The 23,683-nt window shown below is 72.0% G+C and carries 22 protein-coding genes and 4 pseudogenes; 12 read left to right on the forward strand and 14 right to left on the reverse strand.

The features are described from left to right. Positions 1-2 precede the first annotated feature (2 nt). Genes ACYVMZ_RS31865 through ACYVMZ_RS31875 form a run of 3 tightly spaced genes read left to right on the forward strand, consistent with a single transcriptional unit; the run spans position 3 to position 3,355 of the window. Positions 3-1,427 (forward strand): sugar porter family MFS transporter, encoded by a 1,425-nt coding sequence (locus ACYVMZ_RS31865; RefSeq protein ID WP_461085853.1) that lies wholly within the window; start codon positions 3-5, stop codon positions 1,425-1,427. Between the two features lie 45 nt (positions 1,428-1,472). Next, complete coding sequence (locus ACYVMZ_RS31870) at positions 1,473-2,492, forward strand: Gfo/Idh/MocA family protein (RefSeq protein ID WP_461085855.1); 1,020 nt, start codon at positions 1,473-1,475, stop codon at positions 2,490-2,492. Next, entirely contained in the window at positions 2,489-3,355 is an 867-nt protein-coding gene (locus ACYVMZ_RS31875) for a sugar phosphate isomerase/epimerase family protein (protein WP_461085857.1), read from the forward strand. Before ACYVMZ_RS31870 ends, ACYVMZ_RS31875 begins: the two co-directional genes overlap by 4 nt. A gap of 175 nt (positions 3,356-3,530) precedes the next feature. Here the strand turns inward: ACYVMZ_RS31875 and ACYVMZ_RS31880 are convergent, their stop codons facing one another. From ACYVMZ_RS31880 to ACYVMZ_RS31895, 4 genes and pseudogenes are all read right to left on the reverse strand, one after another. Next, positions 3,531-4,553 carry a hemolysin family protein gene (locus tag ACYVMZ_RS31880; protein WP_461085859.1) on the reverse strand — a complete coding sequence of 341 codons (1,023 nt, stop codon included), beginning with the start codon at positions 4,551-4,553 and terminating at the stop codon, positions 3,531-3,533. Next, the gene (locus tag ACYVMZ_RS31885) at positions 4,550-5,887 is read right to left on the reverse strand and encodes a hemolysin family protein (protein WP_461085861.1); all 1,338 of its coding nucleotides are present in this window, start codon (positions 5,885-5,887) and stop codon (positions 4,550-4,552) included. Before ACYVMZ_RS31885 ends, ACYVMZ_RS31880 begins: the two co-directional genes overlap by 4 nt. Before the next feature lie 177 nt (positions 5,888-6,064). Then, positions 6,065-6,208, reverse strand: a pseudogene (locus tag ACYVMZ_RS31890) (M56 family peptidase); the annotation flags it as partial. Positions 6,209-6,471: 263 nt separating this feature from the next. After that, a complete protein-coding gene (locus tag ACYVMZ_RS31895; RefSeq protein WP_461085863.1) occupies positions 6,472-7,437 on the reverse strand; it encodes a pirin family protein in 966 nt (321 codons plus the stop codon). 117 nt (positions 7,438-7,554) lie between these two features. On the opposite strand from ACYVMZ_RS31895, the gene ACYVMZ_RS31900 reads away from it, so the two are divergent. From ACYVMZ_RS31900 to ACYVMZ_RS31910, 3 genes are all read left to right on the forward strand, one after another. Further along, positions 7,555-8,046: a MarR family winged helix-turn-helix transcriptional regulator gene (locus ACYVMZ_RS31900; protein ID WP_461085865.1), complete on the forward strand. Its 492-nt coding sequence runs from the start codon at positions 7,555-7,557 to the stop codon at positions 8,044-8,046. Further along, entirely contained in the window at positions 8,043-8,486 is a 444-nt protein-coding gene (locus ACYVMZ_RS31905; protein ID WP_461085867.1) for a MarR family transcriptional regulator, read from the forward strand. Before ACYVMZ_RS31900 ends, ACYVMZ_RS31905 begins: the two co-directional genes overlap by 4 nt. Positions 8,487-8,656: 170 nt before the next feature. Then, positions 8,657-8,947, forward strand: a complete 291-nt coding sequence (locus tag ACYVMZ_RS31910) for a tetratricopeptide repeat protein (RefSeq protein ID WP_461085936.1) — start codon at positions 8,657-8,659, stop codon at positions 8,945-8,947. 80 nt (positions 8,948-9,027) lie between these two features. On the opposite strand, the gene ACYVMZ_RS31915 is transcribed toward ACYVMZ_RS31910, so the two are convergent. Next, positions 9,028-10,431 carry a PepSY-associated TM helix domain-containing protein gene (locus ACYVMZ_RS31915; protein WP_461085869.1) on the reverse strand — a complete coding sequence of 468 codons (1,404 nt, stop codon included), beginning with the start codon at positions 10,429-10,431 and terminating at the stop codon, positions 9,028-9,030. Positions 10,432-10,563: 132 nt separating this feature from the next. Between ACYVMZ_RS31915 and ACYVMZ_RS31920 the strand changes: the two are divergent. Next, positions 10,564-11,203 (forward strand): annotated as a pseudogene (locus ACYVMZ_RS31920) (peptide deformylase). 130 nt (positions 11,204-11,333) lie between these two features. Further along, positions 11,334-12,960: pseudogene (locus ACYVMZ_RS31925) on the forward strand (ABC-F family ATP-binding cassette domain-containing protein). A gap of 15 nt (positions 12,961-12,975) precedes the next feature. On the opposite strand, the gene ACYVMZ_RS31930 reads toward ACYVMZ_RS31925, so the two are convergent. After that, positions 12,976-14,406, reverse strand: coding sequence for a dihydrolipoyl dehydrogenase family protein (locus tag ACYVMZ_RS31930; RefSeq protein WP_461085871.1), 1,431 nt, complete (start codon positions 14,404-14,406; stop codon positions 12,976-12,978). A 119-nt stretch (positions 14,407-14,525) separates the two neighbouring features. Here ACYVMZ_RS31930 and trxA point away from each other — a divergent pair, with 119 nt between their 5' ends. Continuing rightward, a complete protein-coding gene (trxA, locus tag ACYVMZ_RS31935) occupies positions 14,526-14,912 on the forward strand; it encodes a thioredoxin (RefSeq protein ID WP_461085873.1) in 387 nt (128 codons plus the stop codon). 16 nt (positions 14,913-14,928) lie between these two features. Here trxA and ACYVMZ_RS31940 read toward each other — a convergent pair whose 3' ends face one another. From ACYVMZ_RS31940 to ACYVMZ_RS31955, 4 genes and pseudogenes are all read right to left on the reverse strand, one after another. Next, positions 14,929-16,365 carry an aldehyde dehydrogenase family protein gene (locus ACYVMZ_RS31940; protein ID WP_461085938.1) on the reverse strand — a complete coding sequence of 479 codons (1,437 nt, stop codon included), beginning with the start codon at positions 16,363-16,365 and terminating at the stop codon, positions 14,929-14,931. 25 nt (positions 16,366-16,390) lie between these two features. Next, positions 16,391-16,623: pseudogene (locus ACYVMZ_RS31945) on the reverse strand (4-hydroxybenzoate 3-monooxygenase); the annotation flags it as partial. 134 nt (positions 16,624-16,757) lie between these two features. Continuing rightward, positions 16,758-17,795: a LacI family DNA-binding transcriptional regulator gene (locus ACYVMZ_RS31950; protein WP_461085875.1), complete on the reverse strand. Its 1,038-nt coding sequence runs from the start codon at positions 17,793-17,795 to the stop codon at positions 16,758-16,760. 91 nt (positions 17,796-17,886) lie between these two features. Next, positions 17,887-18,561: a TetR/AcrR family transcriptional regulator gene (locus ACYVMZ_RS31955; RefSeq protein ID WP_461085877.1), complete on the reverse strand. Its 675-nt coding sequence runs from the start codon at positions 18,559-18,561 to the stop codon at positions 17,887-17,889. Between the two features lie 118 nt (positions 18,562-18,679). Between ACYVMZ_RS31955 and ACYVMZ_RS31960 the strand changes: the two genes are divergently transcribed. Next, the gene (locus tag ACYVMZ_RS31960) at positions 18,680-19,243 is read left to right on the forward strand and encodes an NADPH-dependent FMN reductase (protein WP_461085879.1); all 564 of its coding nucleotides are present in this window, start codon (positions 18,680-18,682) and stop codon (positions 19,241-19,243) included. A 68-nt stretch (positions 19,244-19,311) separates the two neighbouring features. Here ACYVMZ_RS31960 and ACYVMZ_RS31965 read toward each other — a convergent pair whose 3' ends face one another. Next, positions 19,312-20,217, reverse strand: a complete 906-nt coding sequence (locus ACYVMZ_RS31965; protein WP_461085881.1) for a LysR family transcriptional regulator — start codon at positions 20,215-20,217, stop codon at positions 19,312-19,314. A 115-nt stretch (positions 20,218-20,332) separates the two neighbouring features. Between ACYVMZ_RS31965 and ACYVMZ_RS31970 the strand changes: the two genes are divergently transcribed. Beyond that, entirely contained in the window at positions 20,333-20,557 is a 225-nt protein-coding gene (locus ACYVMZ_RS31970) for a hypothetical protein (protein ID WP_461085883.1), read from the forward strand. Between the two features lie 92 nt (positions 20,558-20,649). On the opposite strand, the gene ACYVMZ_RS31975 is transcribed toward ACYVMZ_RS31970, so the two are convergent. Beyond that, positions 20,650-20,811, reverse strand: coding sequence for an ArsR/SmtB family transcription factor (locus ACYVMZ_RS31975; protein ID WP_461085885.1), 162 nt, complete (start codon positions 20,809-20,811; stop codon positions 20,650-20,652). Positions 20,812-20,836: 25 nt separating this feature from the next. Here ACYVMZ_RS31975 and ACYVMZ_RS31980 point away from each other — a divergent pair, with 25 nt between their 5' ends. After that, positions 20,837-21,439, forward strand: coding sequence for a hypothetical protein (locus ACYVMZ_RS31980; protein WP_461085888.1), 603 nt, complete (start codon positions 20,837-20,839; stop codon positions 21,437-21,439). 282 nt (positions 21,440-21,721) lie between these two features. Here ACYVMZ_RS31980 and ACYVMZ_RS31985 read toward each other — a convergent pair whose 3' ends face one another. Next, positions 21,722-22,687, reverse strand: a complete 966-nt coding sequence (locus ACYVMZ_RS31985; RefSeq protein WP_461085890.1) for a TerC family protein — start codon at positions 22,685-22,687, stop codon at positions 21,722-21,724. Between the two features lie 104 nt (positions 22,688-22,791). After that, the gene (locus ACYVMZ_RS31990; RefSeq protein ID WP_461085892.1) at positions 22,792-23,451 is read right to left on the reverse strand and encodes a phosphoribosyltransferase; all 660 of its coding nucleotides are present in this window, start codon (positions 23,449-23,451) and stop codon (positions 22,792-22,794) included. Positions 23,452-23,683 lie beyond the last annotated feature (232 nt).

Below are 23,683 nucleotides of genomic sequence, written 5' to 3' on the forward strand. Positions count from 1 at the left end.
CCATGGACGTCAGGGACGACACGAAACCCGAGCACGCCACCCTCGTCGACGACGCGCCGCCCGCGGTCCGGCGGCGGCTGCGGGTCATCACCGTCATCGCCACCTTCGGCGGACTCCTCTTCGGCTACGACACCGGTGTCATCAACGGCGCCCTGCCCTACATGACCGACGACCTGGGGCTGACCCCGGTCACCGAGGGCATGGTCACCAGTTCGCTGCTGCTGGGTGCCGCGCTTGGTGCGGTGACCGGCGGCCGGCTGTCGGACGCGCGCGGGAGGCGGCGCACGATCCTCACGCTGGCCGTGCTGTTCTTCATCGGCGCGCTCGGCTGCACGCTCGCCCCGACGACGGCGGTCATGGTCGTGGCCCGGTTCGTGCTGGGCATCGCGGTGGGCGGCGCGTCGGTGACCGTGCCGGTCTACCTCGCGGAGATCTCCCCCGCCGAGCGGCGCGGCGCACTGGTCACCCGTAACGAACTCATGATCGTCAGCGGACAGTTGCTGGCCTTCACCTCCAACGCGGTCATCGCGCGGGTGGGCGGCGAGTCCGGTGGGGTGTGGCGCTGGATGCTGGTGATCGCCACGATTCCGGCGGTCGTGCTGTGGTTCGGCATGCTGGTGATGCCGGAGAGCCCGCGCTGGCTGGCCTCCCGGAGCCGCTTCGGCGACGCGTTGGAGGTGCTGCGGCAGGTGCGGTCCCGGCAGCGGGCCGAGGCCGAGCTGAGCGAGGTGTCCGCACTCGCCGTCGAGGACGAGCAGGCCAGGCTCGGCGGCTGGCAGGACATGAAGACCGTGCCGTGGGTGCGGCGGCTGATGTTCGTCGGGTTCGGTATCGCGATCGTGCAGCAGATCACCGGTGTCAACACGATCATGTACTACGGCACCCAGATCCTCACCGACGCCGGTTTCGCCTCGGACAGCGCGCTGACGGCGAACATCGCCAATGGTGTGATCTCGGTGCTGGCCACCTTCGTCGGCATCTGGCTGCTGAGCCGGGTCGACCGCCGCCCGATGCTGATGGCCGGTCAGATGGGCACGACCGCCGCGTTGTTGCTGATCGGCGTCTTCTCCCTGGTGCTGCCCTCCGGTGACGGGCGCGCGTTCGCCGTGCTCGCCATGACCGTCACCTTCCTCGCCTTCCAGCAGGGCGCGATCTCGCCGGTGACCTGGCTGATGCTGTCGGAGATCTTCCCGATGCGGATGCGTGGCTTCGGCATGGGCGTCGCGGTCGTGGTGCTGTGGCTGACCAACTTCGTGATCGGTCTGGTCTTCCCGTCCCTGGTCTCCGGGATCGGGATCTCCCACACGTTCTTCGTGTTCGTCGCGGTGGGCCTGGTCTCGCTCGCCTTCGTGAAGCGCTACGTCCCCGAGACCAAGGGCCGCACGCTCGAAACCCTCGAGGCCGAACTCCGCGCCCGTTACTCCTGATCCCCCTTCGTTGTTCCCTTCGTCATCCTTCGTAAGGAAACGGACATGACCGTACGTGTAGGCGTCATCGGCGCCGGAATGATCGGCCAGGACCACATACGGCGCCTGACCGAGCTCGTCACCGGGTCCGTCGTCACCGCCGTGACCGACCTCGACGCCACCCGCGCGGCGGACGTCGCCGCCCGGTTCGGCGCGACGGCGTTCCCGTCCGGCGCCGACCTCATCGCCTCCCCTTCTGTGGACGCCGTCCTCGTCACCTCGTGGGGCCCCACCCACGCCGAGCACGTCCTGAACGCGATCGCCGCCGGCAAACCCGTCTTCTGCGAGAAGCCCCTGGCGACCACTGCCGAGGACTGTCTGCGCATCGTCGACGCCGAGCGCGCCCACGGCCGCCGCCTGGTCCAGGTCGGCTTCATGCGCCGCTTCGACGCCGGGTACCGGCAGATGAAGGACGTCCTCGCCGCCGGATCCCTCGGCAGCCCGCTGATCGTGCACTGCGCCCACCGCAACCCGACCGTTCCCGAGTCGTACCACTCGGCGATGGCCGCGCAGGACACGGCCGTGCACGAGATCGATACCCTGCGCTGGCTGCTCGACGACGAGATCGTCTCCGCGCAGGTGCTCACCCCGCGCGCCACGAGCAAGCGGTTCGCGCATCTGAAGGACCCGCAGATCATGCTCTTCGAGACGGCGGGCGGTGTCCGCATCGACCTCGAGGTGTTCGTCAACTGCCAGTACGGCTACGACATCCAGTGCGAGGTCGTCGGCGAGGAGGGCCTGGTGCGGCTGCCCGACCCGGCCACCGTCGGGGTGCGGACCGCCGGGCGGCACGGCACGGCCGTACTCCAGGACTGGAAGGGCCGGTTCGTGGACGCCTTCGACACCGAGTTCCGCGAGTGGATCGACGCCCTGGCCTCGGGCGCCGAGCCCACCGGGCCGACCGCCTGGGACGGCTACGCCGCCACCGTCATCACCGACGCCGCCGTCCGCTCCCTGGAGTCCGACGGCACCGTCGTCACCGTCGACATGAAGCCCCGCCCGGCGTTCTACGGAGGCACCGCATGAAGATCTCCCTCGACCCGTACATGTTCCGCGCGCTGCCGCTCGACGCGATGGTGCGCACGGTCGCCGAACTCGGCTACGAGTACATCGAGTTGTCGCCGCGCGACGACTTCATGCCGTTCTTCCTGCATCCACGGGCGGACGACGAGCGCGTCGCCGCGTTCAAGAAGTCGCTGCGCACGCACGGTGTGCGGTTGTCCTCCGTGCTGCCGCTGTACAAGTGGTCCTCCCCCGACGAGACCGAGCGGCAGGCCGCCGTCCGCTACTGGAAGCGGATGATCGACATCACCGTCGACCTCGAATGCCCGCTGATGAACTCGGAGTTCAACGGCCGCCCCGAGCGCGCCGCCGAGAGCGAGGCGGCGTTCTGGCGGTCGATGGAGGAGCTGCTGCCCCTCTTCGAGCGGGAGGGCATCGCCCTGAACCTGGAGGCCCACCCGGACGACTTCTGCGAGGAGAACACCCCCGCCGTCGACCTGGTCCGCGCGATCAACAAGCCCTGGGTGAACTACCTCTACTGCGCCCCGCACACCTTCCATCTCTCCGGCAGCGACCCCACGGCCGACATCGCCGCGATGATGCGCTACGCCGGCGACAAGCTCCAGCACGTGCACATCGCCGACTCCTTCAACCACAAGGGCTCCTCGGGCCTGCGCTATATCCTCAACCCGCCCGGCACCCCGGCCCGCATCCACCAGCACCTGGACATCGGCCAGGGCGAGGTCGACTGGGACGCCTTCTTCGGCACCCTGCGCGAGCTGGACTTCGACGGCGTCGCCACGGCCTGCGTCTTCGCCTGGGAGGAGCGGGCCCGTGAGTCCTCCGCGTTCATGCTGGACCGCATCCGCAAGGAGCTCGCCGGGTAGGACGGGAGTCCCGGGGCCAGGGGCCCACGCCAGGCCGCCGCCACGTCGCGGGTGACGACCGGCAGGAAGGGCACGCGGCCCGGACTGCGGGTCGTCCGGGCCGTGGGACCCCGTGTCAGTCCGTCGGCGTTCCGGAGGACGAGCAGGAGGCCGTTCCCGATCTGCCGCAGGCGCATCAGGCGCCGGCCGGGGCCGGGCCGACCAGCTCGGACAGGACGTCCTCCATGGTCACGAAGCCGAGGACCGCGCCCTTCTCGCCGGTCACCGCGGCCAGGTGGCCGCCGTCGGCGCGCAGGGCGGTGAGGGTGTCGTCCAGCGGGGTGTCGATGCGGACCCGGGTGACCCGGTGCAGGGCACTGCGCGGGAAGGGCCGGTCGCGGTCGGTGACGCCGAGGGTGTCCTTGATGTGCAGGTAGCCCAGCAGGGTGCCGCCCGGGCCGGTGACCGGGAAGCGGGAGTAGCCCGCTTCGGCGGCGATCCGTTCCAGCTGCGCCGGGGTGACCGTGTGCCCGACGGTACGCATCCGCTGCACGGGGACGAGGATCTCGCCCACCGGCCGCGTGCCCAGCTCCAGTGCGTCGCGCAGCCGCTCCCCGTCGGCGGGCGACAGCAGGCCCGCCTCGCTGGAGTCCACGACCATGCGGGCGAGCTGGTCGTCGGTGAAGGCGGATTCGACCTCGTCCTTCGGTTCGACGCGCAGCAGCTTCAGCAGGACGTTGGCGAAGGCGTTGATGCCGAACACGACCGGCCGCAGCGCCCGGGTGAGGGCCACCAGCGGCGGGCCGAGCAGCAGCGCGGTGGGGACCGGTGCGGCGAGCGCGATGTTCTTCGGGACCATCTCGCCGATCAGCATGTGCAGATACGTCGCCAGCGAGAGCGCGATGACGAACGCGATCGGATGCACCAGGCCGTGCGGGATGTGCATCGCCTCGAAGGCGGGCTCCAGCAGGTGGGCGATGGCCGGTTCGGCGACGGCGCCGAGGACCAGCGAGGACACGGTGATGCCGAGCTGGGCGGTCGCCATCATCGCGGAGAGGTGCTCCAGGCCCCACAGGGTCATCCGGGCGCGCTTGTTCCCGGCCGTCGCCCGCGGTTCGATCTGGCTGCGGCGTACGGAGATCAGGGCGAACTCTCCGCCCACGAAGAAGGCGTTGGTCAGCAGCGTCAGGGCGCCGATGGCGAGTTGCAGGACGGTCATCGGGACTCCTCCGCCGCCTGGACCGGGATCCGGGCCGGTTCGGTGATGAGCACGCGGTCGGCACGGTGGTGGTCGACGTCGAGGACGTCCAGCCGCCAGCCGTCGTCCAGTTCCAGGACGTCCCCCTTGGCGGGGATGCGAGCCAGGCGGGTGGCGACCAGCCCGGCGACGGTCTCGTACGGGCCCTCGGGGGCGAGGAGTCCTATGGCGCTGAGCTGGTCGATGCGGACCGAGCCGTCCGCCTCCCAGGCCCTGCGGCCGTCCACGGCCGCGGGAACGGGCTGCAGGTCGGGCACCTCCACGGGATCGTGCTCGTCGCGGACCTCACCGACGACCTCCTCGACGATGTCCTCCACCGTGGCCACACCCGCCGTGCCGCCGTACTCGTCGATGACCACGGCCATGGTGCGACTGGCGCGCAGCCGCTCCAGCAGCCGGTCGGCGGTGAGGCTGTCGGGCACGAGCAGCGGCGCGGTGGACAGCTCGGTGACCGGCGTGACCGCCCGCTTGTCCGGCTCCAGGGCGAGCACGTCGCGGATGTGGACGGTGCCGACGACCTCGTCCAGGCTGTCCCGGTAGACCGGGAAGCGCGACAGTCCGGTGGCGTGGCTGAGGTTGGCGGCGTCCGCGGCCGTCGCGTGCGCCTCCAGCGCCTTGACGTCGACACGCGGCGTCATCACGTTCTCGGCGGTGAGCTCGCCCAGGTGCAGGGTCCGTACGAACAACTCCGCGGAGTCCGCCTCCAGGGCGCCCTCGGCGGCCGAATGCCGGGCCAGGGCGACCAGTTCCTCGGCGGTGCGTGCGGAGGCCAGCTCCTCGGCGGGCTCGAGGCCGAAGCGGCGTACGAAACGGTTCGCGGTGGTGTTCAGGTGGTGGATGAACGGGCCGAACGCGGCGGTGAAGCCACGCTGCGGACCGGCGACCACCTTGGCGACGGCCAGGGGCCGGGAGATCGCCCAGTTCTTGGGCACCAGTTCGCCCACCACCATCAGGACAACGGTGGACACGGCCACGCCCAGCACGGTTGCCGCCGGCGAGGCGGCACCGCCCAGCCCGACGGCCCGAAGCGGGCCGCGCAACAGCACCGCCAGGGAGGGTTCGGCGAGCATGCCGATCACCAGCGAGGTGACGGTGATGCCGAGCTGGGCACCGGACAGCTGGAAGGTCAGGCGGCGTACGGCCTTCAGCGCGCCCTCGGCACCGCGCTCGCCCGCCTCGGCGGCGCGCTCCAGGTCACCGCGCTCGACGGTGGTCAGGGAGAACTCGGCCGCCACGAACAGGGCGCAGGCCAAGGTGAGGAGGAGGGCCAGCAGGAGCAGCAGGACCTCGGTCACCGCGCCACCCCCGTTCCCTCACGCTCGGGCAGCACGGGCTGCGGACGGGGGACGGCTCGGCTGGTACTGGGAGGCTCACCCATTGCGGGAGTCTCGCTCCTTCTCGGTCGTCGTATCGGAGGGCGTCAGCACGCTCCCCCATGGTAAAGGGCAAGCAAAAGGGTACTGGTCGAGCCTGGCCAAACCCACCGACGCGAACCCCGACGGCCGGCGGCGCACCGCCGGAGCGGGCCCGAGCAGGGCCGCCACCCGGCGCGGCACCGGATCCGGCGCCGCGAGCCCGGCGAGCGTGGGCACCGGCGTGCCACAGGACACGACGGAACGGGTTGGCGCGCGCGGCCGGTTGAACGGTGAGCGGGAAACGGTGGTGCAGTCCGGTGCGTTGCAGGCCGGATTCCAAGTCGCGTCCCAGGAGTCTCTCGATGGTGCGGAGACGCACCACGAGGCTGCGACCACAGCGACCCAAGGCCACCTGATGAGGTGTCAGCAGAGTTGGCATTGGGTGAGCAAGAGTCCTGCCACAGCTGCTCACAAGCGGCAAGACCGTGGCACCGCCCGCCCCAGCGATCAGCCACTTACCCAGGTCAGCGGGTCCTCCCCCGTGGTTTCAGACGCGTCGCTGGCAGCTCGGGGGCCGGCAGCGGATCCCCGTCGTACCCCTTCACCTCCCCGAACCGCGTACCCGTCATCCAGTCCTCACGGGCCTGCGCGATCTCTTCCTGGGTCCGTCCGATCCAGTTCCAGAACATGATGAGCTCCTCCTCGAACGGCTCGCCGCCCAGGAGCATCAGACCGGCGTCCGACTCGGCCCGCAGCGGGAGTTCACCGCGTCCGCAGCCGAGGTAGAGCATCGAGCCCGGCAGCACCGGCACGCCGTCCACGTAGGCCTCGCCGGACATGGACAGCACGGCGTACTCGAAATCCGGCTCCAGTGGGAGCCGGACGTCCGCGCCGCGGGCGAGGGCGACGTCGGCTCCGACGATCGGGGTGTAGGTCGTCCCTGGCGACGTCGCGCCGTCGAGGGCGCCGAGGATGAGGGTGGCCTTGAGGCCCGGTGCCGTGACGACCGGCAGGTCGGCGTGGTGCTCGAAGCGCGGGTCGGTGTGGCGGTGGGGGCCCGGGAGGGCGACCCACAGTTGCGCGCCGTGCAGGAAGCGGGCGTGCGAGCGAGGGCTCTCCTCCGAGTGGCTGATGGCCCGGCCGGAGGTCATCAGGCCCAGTTCGCGCGGCCGGATCAGCTGCAGGCTGCCGGTCGAGTCGCGGTGCAGCACCTCTCCCTCGTGCAGCCAGCTCACCGTCTGCAGGCCCATGTGCGGATGCGGCGGCACCTGCATACCGGGCTCGTCGGCGATGTCGTCGGGGCCGTAGTGGTCGACGAAGCACCAGGCGCCCACCATGCGGCGGCCCAGGTTGGGCAGCAGCCGGCGGACCTCGGTGGACTCGCCGAGCTGGACGCGGCGCGGGCTGAGGAGTTCACGCACGGGCTCCGCGACCACGAAGCCGCGGCCGCCGCAGAGGGCGGGAACCGCCTCGCGCTCAAGGTTGCTCATGGCGCACAACCTAGTCCTCGGGTAGCCCACGCGTCAGGACGTCACTCGGGGCCACCTCTTCGCCCGGCGGTCAGAAAATAGTAGCCATGGATACAGTAGCCATGTACTGTATCTGCCATGAGCAGGGTTTCCGAAGGAGCGACGCCCGGTTTCCTGGTGTGGCGTCTGTCGATGAAGTGGCGGGTGGCCGTCGACCGGGCGGTGGCTCCGCTGGGGCTGACCCACGCGCAGTACGCGCTGGTGGCATCGCTGTACGGCATGCAGCGCTCCGGCGAACGCCCCAGTCAGCGCCGCCTCGCCGACCACACCGGGCTGGAGCCGCTCTACGTGTCGAAGCTCGCCCGCGCGCTGGAGGCCGCCGGCCTCCTGGAGCGCACCCGGGACCCCCGCGACCCGCGCGCGGTGCAGCTGGCGCTCACCGAGCAGGGCCGCGAGGTCACCCGACGGGCGATCACGGTCGTCCACGGCCTCCTGGAGCAGTTGCTGGAGCCGCTCGGCGGCCTCGACGGCGCGCGGGCACGGGAATTCACGCGCGACCTGGCGACCCTGCTCGACGCACCTCTTGATCCTTTTGATCCTTTCGGCGAGAACGAGACGGAGCAGTCATGACCACCACACCGCCGGTCGGCCCACGGGTGATCGCCCTGGCCCACTACGCCGGGCGCGCGATTCTCGAGCACGTGCTGGCCCGGCACGGCGTCACCTTCCAGCAGTCCGTCACCCTCCGGCTCGCCGCCGTCGCCGACGGGCCGGTCGAACGGGACCAGCTCGTCGGCGGTGTCGTCGGCGCGTTGAAGATCGAGGCGGAGGAGGTGCAGGGCGTGATCGACGAGCTGATCGCCGCGGAGCTGCTGGCCCCGGACGAGGCGTCGCGCGTGCGGATCACGGAGGCCGGGCGAGAGCTGTACGACAGGACCTCCGCAGAGACGGCCCCCATCTCCGCCCGCATCTACGCCGGCATTCCGCCGGAGGATCTCGCCGTCACCGGCCGGGTGCTGAGCCTGATCACCGAGCGCGCCGATGCCGAGCTGGCCGCCCTGGCCAAGTAGCCGCCCTGACCGAGCAGCCGCGTCGACCGAGCAGCCGCCTCGACCGAGTAATGGAATATTGAACCAACAGGTTCGGTTGTCGGCCTCGAAGGAGGCCACAGGTGAACACGACCTACGACACGGCGTACTACGCCCACGGAACGCCGGCGGAGCGCTGGGAGCGCGCGCGGATGTTCTTCGACGCCAAGGACTACGCCGCTGCGGCGCGCGTCCTCGTCGGCCTGGTCGAGGAGGTGCCGGAGCAGACCGGACCGCGGCTGCTGCTGGCGCGTGCCTACTACCACTCGGCCCAACTGCGCCGCGCCGAGGCCGAGTTGCGCGTCATCGTCGAGCGCGACCCGGTGGAGCACTACGCCCGGCTGATGCTCGGCCGCACGCTCCAGCGCCAGGGACGGCACGAGGAGGCGGAGTCGCATCTGCGCATCGCCTCGGCCCTGGCGGGCGACTTCGAGAAGATCTAGCCCTGATGTAGCCCTCATGCGTACACCGGTGCCCGATTCCGTGACGGAGCCGGGCACCGGTGCCGTTCGGGCCGGAAACGCTACGTCGCGGTTCCCTCGTATGTCCGCCGCCCCCGCCGGTAGGCGATCTCGCCGAGCACGACGTCGACGGCGAGGAACGCGGCCAGCGGGATCCCCAGCAGCGGCATGAAGTAGCCGAGGACCGCGACCGCGGCCAGCAGGGGGACGAGGATCTGCGGCGGCACCTGCTGCCAGGCGCCGCGCGGGATCGGACGGCCGAAGGCGGAGTCCCGGCCGCGCTGCCACCACATGCGGTAGCCCCACACGATCAGCAGGACCAGGGTGAGCGCGAGCAGCATCAGGGCGATCTGGTTGATTAGGCCGAACAGGACGCCGGTGTGCAGGTCGATGCCCCAGCGGGTGAGCTTGGCGAGCACCGGGTAGTCGGCGAACCGCAGCACGTCGGTGACCTGCCCGGTGGCCGGGTCGACGGCGGCCGAGTCCTGCTTGGTGGGCCAGCTGCGCTGCACCTGCTTCACGACGTACGCGGACTCCGCGTCGGCGGGCGGGACGATCTCCACCGGGTCGCCGAGGCCCTCGGCGCGCGCGGCGGCCAGGACCTTGTCGAGGCCGACGCCGTGCTCGCCGTTCCCGCCGGAGCCGGCCGCGGCGCCGTGGCCCGTGTGGTCGCCGCCCGCCGAAGCCGACACGGACGGGGTGGCCTGGCCGAGCGAGGTGCGCAGCTCGTCGATGGTGGCTCCCGCGTACGCAGACCAGGTCAGGCCGGTCGCCGAGAGGAAGAAGAACCCGGCCGCGGCCCAGACGCCGACGCTGCCGTGCAGACCGAGGGTGCGGCGGCGTCCGCCGGTGCCGCGCACCTTGCGCAGGGCGCGGCGCCGGGAGAACCACAGCACCAGACCGCCACCGGCTATCACCCACAGCCAGCTGGCCGCCAACTCGCTGTAGAGGCGGCCGTTTTCGCCGAGGTGCAGGTCGCGGTGGAGTTCGTCGATCCAGGTGCGCAGCGGCAGCGCGCCGGTCGCGCCGTACTGCTCGAGGGAGCCGCGCACCTTCGCGGTGTACGGGTCGACGAACACGGCGAGCGTGCGGTCCTCGTCGACGCCCGGGACGCCGGACAGCAGCACTCTGGTGGTCGCGTCGTCCTCGGGCGAGGGGCGTACGGCCGCGACCGTGCCCTGAGGGTGGGCCTTGCGGGCGGCGGCGACCTGCGCGGAGATCGGCAGCTTCTCGTCACCGACCGGGACCGTCATCTCGTGGTCGTACACGATCTTCTCGGCCTGGAACGAGGCGGCGTACAGCAGGCCGGTGACGGCGGCGACGAGCAGGAACGGGGCCACCAGGACGCCGGCGTAGAAGTGCAGGCGCAGGATCAGGGGGCGCAGCGGGGTCCAAGTTCCCTTCGGGGCTGCTGAGGTGGCGGGTTGCGGGGCCTCGTCCGTGGTGGTCGAGGGAGTGGTGGTCATCGGCGGGTTTCTCCGGGGACGTCTCGTGGCCGGTGGTGATGCAGTAGTCGGGCCGGAGGCGTGCCGAGTTCCCGGGGAGTGCATGTGTCCTGCGTCACAAAGGGGTGTGGGGTGCCGTGGCATGCTGACGCGATGGGAACTCCGAGTGATCGCGCGCCCCTCGCCGAGCGGGTCGAGGAACTCCTCGCCACCGGCGGCCCGTTGCCCATCGTCGCGGCCGGCGCCCCGGTCCTGCGGCGCGGCACCGAGCCCTACGACGGTCAACTGGGGCCCGCCCTGCTGGCCCGGTTCGTCGAGGCGCATCACCATGCGCGCCGCGCCGGGGGTCGGCCTCGCCGCACCGCAGGTGGGTGTTCCGCTGCGGATCGCGGTGATCGAGGATCCGGCGCCGGTGCCGGAGGAGGTGCGGCTGGCGCGTGGCCGGGTGCCGCAGCCCTACCGGGTGCTGGTCAATCCGTCGTACGAGCCCGTCGGCGCGGAGCCGGTGGCGTTCTTCGAGGGCTGCCTGAGCGTGCCGGGCTGGCAGGCGGTGGTCGCGCGGCACGCGCAGGTACGGCTGACCGGGCAGGACGAGCAAGGGCGCGCCGTGGACGAGGTGTTCACCGGCTGGCCCGCGCGGATCGTGCAGCACGAGACGGACCACCTCGACGGCACGCTGTACCTGGACCGGGCCGAACTGCGCTCGCTGTCGTCCAACCAGGCGATGGCGGAGCGCTGGTCGCAGCCCACGCCGGAGGAGGCCGCTCGGGCACTGGGCTTCGAGCTGCCGTAGCCGAAAAAACGGAGGCGGCGAGCGCGGCGCCTCCCTTATCGTGGCCGCATGTCTACGCCCCGAATTTCCTAGCCGAGGACCCGCTTTCACGCCACCCGTGTGTCCTCTTGCTTGTTCGGAGCGTCTTCTCATGATCACTGTTCGTGATGTCGACGTGCGCGTCGGCGCGCGTCTGCTGCTGTCCGGCATCTCCTTCCACGTCTCCCCCGGCGACCGCATCGGCCTGGTAGGCCTCCCCCAAGCTCTCGGCTTCGCTCGAGCAGGGAGGTACCCCCATCGGCGCCGGAAAGACGACCCTGTTGAACACCCTGGCGGGCACCCTGCGCCCCGCCGCCGGGACCGTCACCCGAACCGGCGACGTGGGTCATCTCCCGCAGGACTCCCGCGCGGCCGACCAGTCGGTGACCGTCGCGGACCGGATCCTGTCGGCGCGCGGCCTGGACCGTGCCGTACGGGCGCTGCGCCGCGCCGAGGCGGCCATGGCCGACGGGACGGAGCGGGCGATGAACGCCTACGTGCGCGCCGAGGCCGAGTTCCAGGCCCGTGGCGGCTACGCGGCGGAGGCGGAGGCCGCCCGGGTCGCCGCCGGTGTCGGCCTGCCGACGGACGTGATGGAACGGCCGCTCGGCGCCCTGTCCGGCGGTCAGCGCCGTCGCGTGGAGCTGGCCCGGATCCTGTTCGCCGGGCACGACACCCTGCTCCTGGACGAGCCGACGAACCACCTGGACGCGGACTCGATCGCCTGGCTGCACAGTTTCCTGACGAGCCATCAGGGGGGCTTGGTGATGATCAGCCATGACACCTCGCTGCTCGCCGACACCGTCAACCGCGTCTTCCACCTGGACCCGGCACGCGCCGCCCTCGACATCCACAACACCGGCTGGGACGCCTACCTGGCCCGCCGCGAGGCGGACGAGCGGCGCCGGGCGCGCGAGCGGGCGAACGCCGAGCGCAAGGCGGCGGCACTGCACGCCCAGGCCGACAAGATGCGCGCCCGGGTGGCGACCGCGACCGCCGCGCGGAACATGGCCCGGCGTGCCGACCGCATGCTCGCCGAGCTCGAACCGGTCCGGCGCGCCGAGAAGACGGCCCGCATCCGGCTGCCCGAGCCGGCGCCCTGCGGCCGGATCCCGCTCGGCGCCATCAGTCTGACCCGGTCCTACGGCGGTCAATCCGTCCTGCGCGGCGTCGACCTGGCCGTCGACCGGGGCAGTCGGCTGGTGGTGCTCGGCCCCAACGGCGCCGGCAAGACGACCCTGTTGCGCATCCTCGCCGGGCGGGACACGCCCGACAGCGGCCGGGTGGTCCACGGGCACGGGCTGCGACTCGGGTACTTCGCCCAGGAACACGACACGCTGGAGGCCGGATTGACAGTACGTCAGCAACTGGCGGCGGCCGCTCCGCACCTCACCGACAGCGAGGTCCGCCACGTCCTGGGCTCGTTCCTGTTCTCCGGCGACGACGCCGACAAGCCCGTCGGCGTGCTCTCCGGCGGAGAGAAGACCCGCCTCGCCCTGGCGGGCCTGGTGCACTCGGGTGCGAACGTCCTGCTCCTCGACGAGCCCACCAACAACCTGGACCCGGCGTCCCGCACCGAGGTGCTGGGCGCGGTGGGCACGTATCCGGGCGCGATCGTCATGGTCACCCACGACGAGGGCGCGATTCAGGCGCTGCGCCCGGACCGGGTGCTGCTGCTGCCGGAGGCGGACGAGGACGTGTGGAGCGAGGAGTACCTGGAGCTGGTCTCGTACGCCTGACCAAGGTGCCGTGACTCAGCTGTCCCGGTAGGCCTCCAGCAGCCGCAGCCACACCTCGCTGACCGTCGGGTAGGACGGCACCGCGTGCCACAGGCGGCTCACCGGAACCTGACCGGCCACCGCGATGGTCGCCGAGTGGATGAGTTCGCCGACGCCCGGGCCGACGAGGGTGACGCCGCGCAGGATCTCGTCCTGGAGGTCGACGACCATGCGGGCGCGGCCCTTGTAACCGTCGGCGTACAGGCCAGCGCCCGCGACCGAGGACAGGTCGACGTCGACGGCCCGGACGCGGTGTCCGGCCTGTTCCGCCTCGGCCAGGGACAGGCCCACGGCCGCCGCCTCCGGGTCGGTGAAGACGACCTGGGGGACGGCGGCGTGGTCGGCGGTCGCGGTGTGCGCGCCCCACGCCTCCGCCCCGGTGTTCTCTCCGGTGGCCCGGGCGGCGATGGCCGCGCCCGCGATGCGGGCCTGGTACTTGCCCTGGTGGGTGAGCAGGGCGCGCTGGTTGACGTCGCCGACCGCGTACAGCCAGTCGTGGCCGGTGACGCGGAGGCTGTCGTCGACGTCGAGCCAGGAGCCGGGTTCCAGGCCGACCGCCTCCAGGCCGATGTCGTCGGTGCGCGGGGCGCGGCCGGTGGCGAAGAGGATCTCGTCGGCCTCGATGCGGTCGCCGGTGCCGGTGACGACCACGACGGTGCCGTTCTGGCGGGTCACGGACTCCACCGAGGTGCCGGTGCGGACCTCCGCGCCCGCCTCGGTGAGGGCTTCGGCGACCAGTTCGCCGGCGAAGGGCTCCATGCGGCCCAGCAGGCCCTTGCCGCGGACCAGCATGGTGACCTTCGAGCCCAGGGCCTGCCAGGCGGTGGCCATCTCGGTGGCGACCACACCGCCGCCGACCACCACCAAACGGCCGGGTACGGCCTGCGCGCTGGTGGCCTCCCGGCTGGTCCAGGGCCTCACGTCGGCGAGTCCGGGCAGGTCGGGCAGTGCGGCGCGGCTGCCGGTGCAGACGGCCACGGCGTGCCGGGCGGTGAGGACCCGCCGCGTGCCGTCGGGGCCGGTCACGGTCACCGTGCGCGGCCCGGTGAGCCGCCCGTGCCCGCGGTACAGGTCGGCACCGATGCCGTCGAGCCACCGGGCCTGGCCGTCGTCCTTCCAGTGGGAGGTGTAGTAGTCCCGGTGGGCAAGGACCGCGGGCGCGTCGAGGGGCCCCTGCACCGACTGGCGCAGGCCCGGCACGCGGCGGGCGTCGGCCCGGGCGATGACCGGGCGCAGCAGGGCCTTGCTGGGCATGCACGCCCAGTACGAGCACTCGCCGCCGACCAGCTCGCTCTCCACGACCGCGGTGGCGAGGCCGGCCGCGCGCGTGCGGTCGGCGACGTTCTCCCCCACGGGTCCGGCTCCGAGCACCACGACGTCGTACGCGATGGAATCCGTTTCCGTCATGGGGTCAGTCTGGTGGGTGGTGTGCGCCGTGGCCACATGGGTAGAGGCGCGGAATACGTGACCGGTCGGCCGTGTTGTGCCGACGGCTTGACCCGACACCAGGAAGAGGGATACACGCCATGAGCAGCACCGTGGAGCTCACCAAGGAGAACTTCGACCAGACGGTCACGGAGAACGAGTTCGTCCTGATCGACTTCTGGGCGTCCTGGTGCGGGCCGTGCCGTCAGTTCGCCCCGGTCTACGAGAAGGCGGCGGAGGAGAACCCGGACCTGGTGTTCGGCAAGGTGGACACCGAGGCGCAGCCGGAGCTGGCCGCGGCCTTCGGTATCCAGTCCATCCCGACGCTGATGATCGTCCGTGACCAGGTCGCCGTGTTCGCCCAGCCGGGCGCCCTGCCCGAGGCCGCCCTGGCGGACGTCATCGGGCAGGCCCGGAAGCTCGACATGGACGAGGTCCGCAAGGCGATCGCCCAGCAGCAGGACCAGCAGCCGCAGCAGGGCGAGTAACACCCTGTAAGCGGCCTCAGAACGGGTACGTCGCCACGTCCCCGCGCACCGTCGTCCAGCGCAGCTCGGTGAAGGCCTCCAGGTTGGCCTCGCCGCCGAAGCGGGCGCCGGTGCCGGAGGCGGCGATGCCGCCGAAGGGGGCGACGGCCTCGTCGTTCACGGTCTGGTCGTTGATGTGGACGATGCCGGTGGGAATGCGCTCGGCCAGGTCCAGGCCGCGCGCGGAGTCCCGGGTGACGATGCCCAGGGACAGGCCGTACGCGCTGTGCGCGGCCAGGGTGGCCGCCTCGACGACGGTGCTGAACGGCCGCACCGGGGCCACCGGGCCGAACACCTCCTCCGTATAGGCGGGGGTGCGGTCGTCGGCGTCGGCGAGGACGGTCGGCCGGTAGAAGAGCTTCTCGTACGTGCCGCCCGCGGCGAGTTTGGCGCCGCTGGCGGTGCTGGACTCGACCAGAGTGTGGATCTTGCCCAGCTGTGCCCCGTCGATGATGGGGCCGAGGTGGACCTGCTCGCGGTGGGGATCGCCCACGGCGAGCGAGTCCGCCCGGGCGGCCAGCCGCTCGACGTACTCGTCGTAGACGGACGCGTGCACCAGGTGGCGTCCGGTCGTCATGCAGATCTGGCCCTGGTGGAAGAACGAGCCCCAGGCGGCCGTGGAGATCACCGCGTCGAGGTCGGCGTCCTCCAGCACGATCAGCGCGGAGTTGCCGCCGAGTTCCAGGTGCGCCCGCTTGAGATGGCGGCCTGCGGCCTCGCCGACCGCCCGGCCGGCCGCCGTCGAGCCGGTGAAGGAGATGACGGGGACGTGCGGGTCGGCCACCAGGGCCTGCCCGGCCTCGGGGCCGCCCGGCAGGACGTGCAGCAGGTCCTCGGGCAGGCCCGCCTCGGCGAAGACCGCCGCCAGGGACAGTCCGCCGCAGACGGCCGTGCGCGGGTCCGGCTTCAGCACGACCGCGTTGCCCAGCGCGAGGGCCGGGGCCACGGAGCGGATGGACAGGATCAGCGGCGCGTTGAACGGGGAGATCACGCCCACGACCCCGACGGGGACGCGCCGCGTGTAGGACAGGCGGGGCGCCTCGCTGGGCAGGACCTGGCCGGCCGGGCGGGACGCGAGCGCGGCGGCCTCGTAGCACTCCTGCGCGGCGACGTGCAGTTCGAAGTCGGCCTTGCCCGGGATGGAGCCGGACTCGCGCACCAGCCACTCGCGCAGTTCCCCGGCGTGTGCCGTGAACAGGTCGCCGGCCTTGCGAAGCACCGCGGCGCGGACGAAGTGCGGCACGCGCGCCCATTCCGCCTGGGCGGCACGGGCGGCCACGGCGGCGGCCTGTACGTCCTCGGCGGTGGCGAGAGTGACGGTGCCGAGCGCGTCACCGGTGGCGGGCTCGGTGACGGTGTACTCCCCTCCCGCCAGGACGCGGAGCTGCCAGGTCTTCGGTTCGAGCAACGGCATGAGGGCTCTCCGATCGGTCACCGGCTCACAGGGTGAGCGGAAGTCCCGTGTAGGGCGCGGCCAGTTCGACGGCCGCGGGGCGGGACGCGGCGGTTCCGGCGCAGCCGGGCAAGCCGCGGCCGGTGCTCGAACGCATCCCCATTTGGTTGAGCGTGCAACATCCTAGTCATGTCGCAGGAGAAGCGCATGGCCTGCCACACAACGTGCCAGGCATATGTCCGAGTACCTGTCGAGGAGTTGGGTGACACCTGTCCGGTGCCACGCGGTGAAGATTCCCGGATCGGCTCGTGGGCCGGAAGCGAAGTCGGCGGTGCCGTGCCCGGTCGGATCGCAGCTCGATGCCCCGGTGTGCGGGGCCGCCGCCGATGTGCGCACGCCGCGCCTCCCGCACGTCAACTGGAGTCGCGGTGGACCACCGTGGCCCCCAGCACCTTGTGCGTCTCGGGCGCGGCGCCGGGGTCGCGCACCGCGCGGTCGACCAGTTCGGCGAGCTCCCGGCCGGACGGCAGCTCCAGGCGGACCGTGCTCAGCCGCGGCCGCAGCAGCCGGCCGAGCATCAGGTCGTCGGCACCGACCACGGCCGTCTCCGCCGGGATCCGCACGCCCTCGTCCTGCAGGGCGCGCATCAGCAGCATCGCGTACTCGTCGTTGTACGCGAACACCCCGTCGAGGTCGAGCTCGCTCCAGCGTGCGGCGAGCCGCGCCGCCGATTCCTCGTCGTAGGCGAGCGGCAGCTCGGTCACCGTGGCGGCCGTGCCGCGCACGGCCTGGCGCACGCCCGCGAGGCGGGGCGCGGAGAACACCTCCAGGCCGGGCTCCTGGGGGACGACGACGCCGATCCGTCGCCGGCCGCGGTCGTAGAGGTGGGCGCCGACGCTGTGACCGACGGCCTCATGCTCCAGGAGCAGGGCGTACGCGCCCTCGACGGTCTCCGGGCCGAGGGTGACCACCGCCCGGGCGCCGGAACGCTTGAGCACCGCCACGCCCCGCGGTCCGAGTCCGGAGCCGGGTACCAGCACGGCCACGGGCCGCAGCTCGGCCCAGGCGCGGGCGGCCTCGTCGCCGTGCGGGCCGCCGGTGCCGTACTGGACGACGGTGTAGTCGAGGCGGCCGAGCGCCCCCTGGAGGTCGGTGATGAACCGGCTGTAGAGCGGGCCGACGGGGAAGGCGGGCGCGGGCATCAGGACCATCCGGCTGTGCCCGGCGCGCAGGCTGCGGGCCGCCGCGTGCGGGACGTAGCCGAGTTCCTTCGCGGCCGCGTGGACCCGGCGGCGCGTGGGCTCGCTGATCCGTACGGCGCTGGTGTTGTTGAGGACGTAGGAGACGGTCGCGCGCGAGACGCCGGCCAGGCGGGCCACATCGGCGCTCGTCGGCACGGAGCGCAGGGGTGCGGGCGACGCGGGCGCGGGCGTGTTCGGTATCTGCACCATGACGACCGCATCTTTGCAGAAGCCCGAACAGAGGCTTCGGGCGGGGGAGTTGTGCGGAAACGGTGTGCGGCCGGACCGTCTGCCGGACCGCCTACGGGGCGGCGCGGCCGTCCGCGCCCGTCACCCGGTCGACCAGGTCGACCCACGCGGCCTCCAGCCGCTCCAGCGGCATCCCGCACTGCTGGGTCAGGTGATGGATCAGGGCGGGGTCGAGCTGGCCCATCAGCGTGTACGCGAAGAGCTCGCAGTCCGCGTCCGGGACCGCCTGGCGCAGCAGCAGGGTCACGTGGTGGCGCAGCACGCGGCGGGGCGGCGAGGCGAAGCGGCGGTCCGCGCCCGGTTCGGCGGCCAGCAACAGCTCCAGTTCCTCGGTCGAGCGCCGCAGCATGGCGCAGCCGAACGCCCGGAGCCGCTCGGCGGGGGGCGCCCCGGGCCCCAGCGGCGCAGGGCCGCTGAGGAACGCGGCCTGGAACTTCTTCTCGGTGTGGTCCAGCAGGGCCGTGAGCAGGCCGGTGCGGTCGCCGAAGCGGCGGAAGACCGTGCCCTTGCCGACCGAGGCCGCCGCGGCCACCGCCTCCATCGTGACGCCGGCCGCGCCGCGCTCCGCCACCAGCCGGGCGGCGGCCTCCAGCAGCCGGGCCCGGTTGCGCGCGGCATCGGCCCGCAGGCAGGGCTCGTCGATGCCGGTGTCCTGGCCGAGCTGCGGCAGGTGCGGCCGGTCGACGGGTTCCTGGGGCGTCGGGAGAGGCGGCGAAGCGGCGGACATGAAGCCAGCGTAAAGCATCGGGAATGAAACTGGACCGCAGTCCGGTTAGGGTGGTACAACATTAAACGGACCTCGGTCCGGATCGTTACGGCAGTGTTTCAGCACCTGGGAGTTCCGCATGTCTGTTCGCATCCTTGCGCTCGTCGGCAGCCTTCGCGCCGGTTCGCACAACCGTCAGCTCGCCGAGGCCGCCGTCAAGCTCGCCCCTGAGGGCGCCGAGGTGCAGCTGTTCGAGGGCCTGGCCGACATCCCGTTCTACAACGAGGACATCGACGTCGAGGGCAGCGTCCCGGCCGCCGCCGTCAAGCTGCGCGAGGCCGCCTCCACCGCCGACGCCCTGCTGCTCTTCACCCCCGAGTACAACGGCACCATTCCGGCCGTGCTGAAGAACGCCATCGACTGGCTGTCCCGCCCGTACGGTGCCGGTGCGATCAGCGGCAAGCCGGTCGCCGTGGTCGGCACCGCCTTCGGCCAGTACGGCGGTGTCTGGGCGCACGACGAGACCCGCAAGTCCGTGGGCGTGGCCGGCGGCAAGGTGATCGAGGACATCAAGCTGTCCATCCCCGGCTCGCTGACCCGCTTCGCCGAGACGCACCCGGTCGACGACGCCGAGGTCGCCGCGCAGCTGACCGAGGTCATCGCCCGGCTGCACGGCACGACCACGGAGCCGGCCGCGGCCTGACCGCGCCCCGCACCCGAAGGGCCGGAGCTCACCGGGCTCCGGCCCTTTCGCATGCCGGGCGACGCGGATCAGGCCACCGCCGTCGGCGCGAGCTCGCGCAGTTCCCGCAGGGCGACCGCGACGGCCGGGCGGGCGTGGCCGCCGCCCCGGGTGCAGGTGAGGAGCTTGCGGTGCGGGTTGCCCGTGCAGCGCACCCGGGTGATCGGCAGGTGCGGCGTCAGCTGGGCCAGGCGCGGGATCAGGGCGATGCCGAGCCGGTGGGCGACCAGGTGGGCGGTGACGTTCCAGTCCAGCGCGTGGTGGACGACGTCCGGGGTGAAGCCGGCGGCACCGCACGCGGACATCACATGCGGGCGGCAGGGGCTCTCCGGCACCGGCGCGATCCAGGACTCGCGCGCCGCCTCCGCGAGGTCGACGCGCGCCCGCCCGGCCAGCGGATGCCCCTCGGGGACGACCAGGTCGAACGGGTCGTCCAGGAGCGGCTGCTGGTCGAACCGCGCGTCGCTCAGCGGCGGGTTGTGCGGGGTGGCCTCCACCACCGCCAGGTCGGCCTCCCCCTCGAAGAGCAGGTCGAAGCTCCCCGGCACCCCCGCCTCGGTGATCCGCACGGACAGCCGCGGATACCGCTCGCCCAGCCGGACCGCCAGCGGCGCGAGCAGCACCGAGACGGCCACCGGGAACCCGGTCACGCGCAACGGCCCGGTCGGCGTGCCGTGGTCGGCCCGCAGGTCGAGTTCGGCCTGCTCCCAGCGGGCCTGGATGGCGTCGGCGTGCGCGAGCAGGCTCTCGGCGGCCGGGGTGAGCCGTACACCGCGCCCCTGCGGCTCCAGCAGGTCCACGCCGAGATCGCGGGCGAGCTGCCGGATCTGCTGGGAGGCGGCGGACGGCGTGAAATGCAGGGCGCGGGCGGCCGCGGTGACCGTGCCGTAGTGGGCGACCGCCCGAAGGACGTGCAGCCTGCGCAGGTCAATCATGAAGCCCACGCTTCACGGTCACGTCCACAAAGTCAACCTCGACGTGTACGGATGCTCCGGCGCACCCTGGCTGTGTCGCGACGGCCGAATCAGCCACGACGTACGAGGAGTTGCCATGACCAGCACGACTGGCGCCGCCATCTGCCCGCACTGCGGCTGGCCGGACGGTGCCGAGCCGTTCCAGGTGGTGTCCCGGCACACCACCGCAGCGGGCCGTACGGTGTGGACTCGCTGCGGGTGCGGCTCGCTGCAGGTCCGCGTCGTCGACGGCTGCGGCACGCGGGTCGTGTCCCGCAGCAGGCCCGCAGCCCCGGCTCAGCGGAGTTCGGCGAGCCGTTGAGGCGGGAGCCGCTCGGTGCAATCGGCGATGTCCCCGGGTGAAGGCGTCGAGGTTCTCGCGGCGAGGCGGCGACCAAGTGCCTGACCTCGGAGTCAAGCCCCGCCGTGTGCGGCCAGTTGGTCGCCGAGCGGGCTGCGCCGGTACAGCACGTGCCGCCCGTCGCGGGTGCGGGTGACCAGGCCCGCAGCGTGCAGTACCCGCAGGTGCTGGGAGACCGCGCTCGGGGTGACACCGAGGCGCCGGGCGAGCTCCACCGCCCCGCCCGGAGCCGTCGACGTGATGGCGTCCGATCATCTGGTCGATGCGCAGGACGCCGTCCCGCCAGCGCACGTTCCGGTGCAGGTCGGCGAAGAGCAGCCGGGCGCCGCCGGTGGCCAGCTGCCGGGCCCGGTAGGTGATGTCGGCCTCCAGGACCAGCCGCATCCGCGACCAGGACGGCGCGAGCGCCAGCTCCCAGTAGCGGTGGAGGAGTTCGCCCAGCTCCTCCAGGAACTCGGCGACGGACGCGTCACCGGGCGCGGTGACCGCCCGCAGGGCCTCCGGCAGCGGTGCGGGCGCGTGGGCCGCGCTCAGGTCACGGCGGACGATCTCCGGGGGCGTGGCCCGTACGGCGGTCAGCTGCTCGTGCAACGTGGGCGCGAAGGTCGTCGGCCTGGGGGTCAGGAAGTCGGGCAGGGCCAGGGTGTCCCCCACCAGGGCCGCAAGCAGCCGGGCGTCGGCCGGGTCGAGTCGCTGGAGTACCGCGGCACGCCACCGCACGTGCAGGGGGTGGAGGCCGGGGGCGCGCAGGGCCCGCAGGCTGCCCATGACCTCGCGCAGGGGCGAGATCGCGAACCGGGTGTCGGCGAGGTCCTCGACGTCGAGCAGGAAGCTGATCATTGAGGCCCCCGCTACATCCTTTGGCAAGGCCGCGCAGTGCCGTGGAGTTCGGCGCATGACGGAGCACAACCGTACAGCGCGGCCGACCGCGAGTGCCCCGGCTGATCCTGCTGCTGGCGCTGGTCTGCGGCGTGGCCGTGGGAAACGTGTACTTCCCTCAGGCGATCAGCCCACTGGTGGCCGCGGGCCTCGACGTCTCGCCGGGCGCGGCCGCCGCGGTCGTGACCGCGCCCCAGTTCGGTTACGCGGCCGTCTTCCTGCTCGTCCCACTGCCGCACACCCCTGCTACACGGCCTGCCGTTCCCCGGCCTCCTGCTTCTTCGCCGCCCGCAGGCTCGTCACCGTCGTGACCGCCAGGACGAGCACGATGAAGCCGAGCGAGAAGGGGATGCTGATCTCGGGAACGTGGACGCCGGACTCGTGCAGTGCGTGCAGGACCAGCTTCACACCGATGAAGCCCAGGATGATCGACAGGCCGTAACTGAGGTGGACCAGCTTCTTCAGCAGGCCGCCGATGAGGAAGTACAGCTGGCGCAGGCCCATCAGGGCGAAGGCGTTCGCGGTGAACACGATGTAGGGGTCCTGGGTGAGGCCGTAGATCGCGGGGATCGAGTCGAGGGCGAACAGGACGTCGGTGGAGCCGATGGCGAGCATCACGACCAGCATGGGAGTCATCACGCGCTTGCCGTTCTCGGTGATGAACAGCTTGGTGCCGTGGTAGCGGTCGGCCACACCGAATCTGCGTTCCACCGCCTTCAGCAGCTTGTTCTCCTGGTACTCCTCCTCGTGCTCCTCCTTGCGGGCGTCCTGGATCAGCTTCCACGCGGTCCAGATCAGGAAGGCGCCGAAGAGGTAGAACACCCACGAGAACGCGGAGATGATCGCCGCGCCGGCCGCGATGAACACGGCGCGCAGCACCAGGGCCATGATGACGCCGATCATCAACACCCGCTGCTGGTACTGCGACGGCACCGCGAACTTCGCCATGATCAGGACGAAGACGAAGAGGTTGTCGACGCTCAGTGACTTCTCCGTGATGTACCCGGCGAAGAACTCCCCCGTCGGCCGCGCCCCGCCGAAGTAGAGCAGCCCCAGCCCGAACACGCAGGCCAGGACGATCCATACGACGGTCCAGGTCCCGGCTTCCCTGACGGACACGTCGTGGGGTTTGCGGCCGATGAAGAAGTCGACGGCGACGAGCAGACACAGGGCTGCGACGGTCAGCAGCCAGACGGCGGGTGAGACGTTCACTGGTACTCCTGGTGCAGGGGTGGAGATCGACAGCGTCGCCGCAGTCAGTGGTCTCTTCCACCGCACACAGGTGAACAGCGGGTCAAGCAAAGGTAAGGACGGGGCTACTGGCTCACCGACCGGTGGTGATCCCGCAGCGCCCGCAGGACGTCCTCGTCCGTCAGCTGGTCGAAGTCGTCGTACCAGAGGCCGACGGCCATGAACGCGGCCGGCTGGTACAGGCAGATCACCTCGTCCGCCTCGGGGCGCAGCAGGTCGGCCGCCTCCGGTGAACAGACCGGCGCGGCCAGGACGATGCGCGCGGGATCCTGGCGCCGCAGGAAGCGCAGCGCGGCGCGGGCCGTGGCGCCGGTCGCCAGCCCGTCGTCGACGACGATCACGGTCCGTCCCCGCAGCTCGGGGGCGGGACGGCCCTGCCGGTAGAGCCGCTCACGGCGACGGAGTTCCGCGCGTTCCCGTTGGACCACCGGGGCGAGCACGGCCTCGCTCAGACTCAGACGGCGCAAGGTGTCCGTGTCGAAGAGCGGCTCCTCGTCACCGGCGATCGCGCCGACACCGAGCTCCTCCTGGAAGGGCGCGCCGATCTTCCGTACGACGAGCACGTCCAGCGGGGCGTCCAGTGCCCGGGCGACCTCGCGGGCGACGGTGACGCCGCCGCGGGGCAGGGCCAGGACGACGGGATCCGGCAGGGTTCCCTCGTCCTGGCGAACGCGCAGCTGTTCGGCCAGTTGCCGGCCGGCCTCCCGGCGATCACGGAACCGCATGGCGGATGCGCCTCCTTCTCCCGTCGTTCCCATCCGGAGACGGCCCCTTCGGTCCGGCACCCGCGTACCCCCTCGCCGCTGGACGATGCGCACCGCCCCGACCTCCGTCACACTCGGAAGGCGGGGTGTTTCCGGCCGGGCCACGCAGGCAACCCGAGGGACCGTACGCACGGCATCGCACGGCATCACCCCTCCGCGCCATGGGCGCACCCGCCCTCGCAGACTCCGACGT

The sequence above is a fragment of the Streptomyces deserti genome, assembly GCF_054782695.1.

Coding starts and splice junctions, on each gene's coding strand:
- ACYVMZ_RS31880 (WP_461085859.1), bottom strand. CDS start 4,553: ATGACCGTCCTGCAACTCGCCATCGGCGCCCTGACGCTGCTGACCAAC.
- ACYVMZ_RS31970 (WP_461085883.1), top strand. CDS start 20,333: ATGACCAGCACGACTGGCGCCGCCATCTGCCCGCACTGCGGCTGGCCG.
- trxA (WP_461085873.1), top strand. CDS start 14,526: ATGAGCAGCACCGTGGAGCTCACCAAGGAGAACTTCGACCAGACGGTC.
- ACYVMZ_RS31955 (WP_461085877.1), bottom strand. CDS start 18,561: ATGTCCGCCGCTTCGCCGCCTCTCCCGACGCCCCAGGAACCCGTCGAC.
- ACYVMZ_RS31905 (WP_461085867.1), top strand. CDS start 8,043: ATGACCACCACACCGCCGGTCGGCCCACGGGTGATCGCCCTGGCCCAC.
- ACYVMZ_RS31965 (WP_461085881.1), bottom strand. CDS start 20,217: ATGATTGACCTGCGCAGGCTGCACGTCCTTCGGGCGGTCGCCCACTAC.
- ACYVMZ_RS31915 (WP_461085869.1), bottom strand. CDS start 10,431: ATGACCACCACTCCCTCGACCACCACGGACGAGGCCCCGCAACCCGCC.
- ACYVMZ_RS31940 (WP_461085938.1), bottom strand. CDS start 16,365: ATGCCGTTGCTCGAACCGAAGACCTGGCAGCTCCGCGTCCTGGCGGGA.
- ACYVMZ_RS31960 (WP_461085879.1), top strand. CDS start 18,680: ATGTCTGTTCGCATCCTTGCGCTCGTCGGCAGCCTTCGCGCCGGTTCG.
- ACYVMZ_RS31910 (WP_461085936.1), top strand. CDS start 8,657: ATGTTCTTCGACGCCAAGGACTACGCCGCTGCGGCGCGCGTCCTCGTC.
- ACYVMZ_RS31865 (WP_461085853.1), top strand. CDS start 3: ATGGACGTCAGGGACGACACGAAACCCGAGCACGCCACCCTCGTCGAC.
- ACYVMZ_RS31950 (WP_461085875.1), bottom strand. CDS start 17,795: ATGGTGCAGATACCGAACACGCCCGCGCCCGCGTCGCCCGCACCCCTG.
- ACYVMZ_RS31900 (WP_461085865.1), top strand. CDS start 7,555: ATGAGCAGGGTTTCCGAAGGAGCGACGCCCGGTTTCCTGGTGTGGCGT.
- ACYVMZ_RS31930 (WP_461085871.1), bottom strand. CDS start 14,406: ATGACGGAAACGGATTCCATCGCGTACGACGTCGTGGTGCTCGGAGCC.
- ACYVMZ_RS31990 (WP_461085892.1), bottom strand. CDS start 23,451: ATGCGGTTCCGTGATCGCCGGGAGGCCGGCCGGCAACTGGCCGAACAG.
- ACYVMZ_RS31870 (WP_461085855.1), top strand. CDS start 1,473: ATGACCGTACGTGTAGGCGTCATCGGCGCCGGAATGATCGGCCAGGAC.
- ACYVMZ_RS31875 (WP_461085857.1), top strand. CDS start 2,489: ATGAAGATCTCCCTCGACCCGTACATGTTCCGCGCGCTGCCGCTCGAC.
- ACYVMZ_RS31895 (WP_461085863.1), bottom strand. CDS start 7,437: ATGAGCAACCTTGAGCGCGAGGCGGTTCCCGCCCTCTGCGGCGGCCGC.
- ACYVMZ_RS31980 (WP_461085888.1), top strand. CDS start 20,837: ATGGCGTCCGATCATCTGGTCGATGCGCAGGACGCCGTCCCGCCAGCG.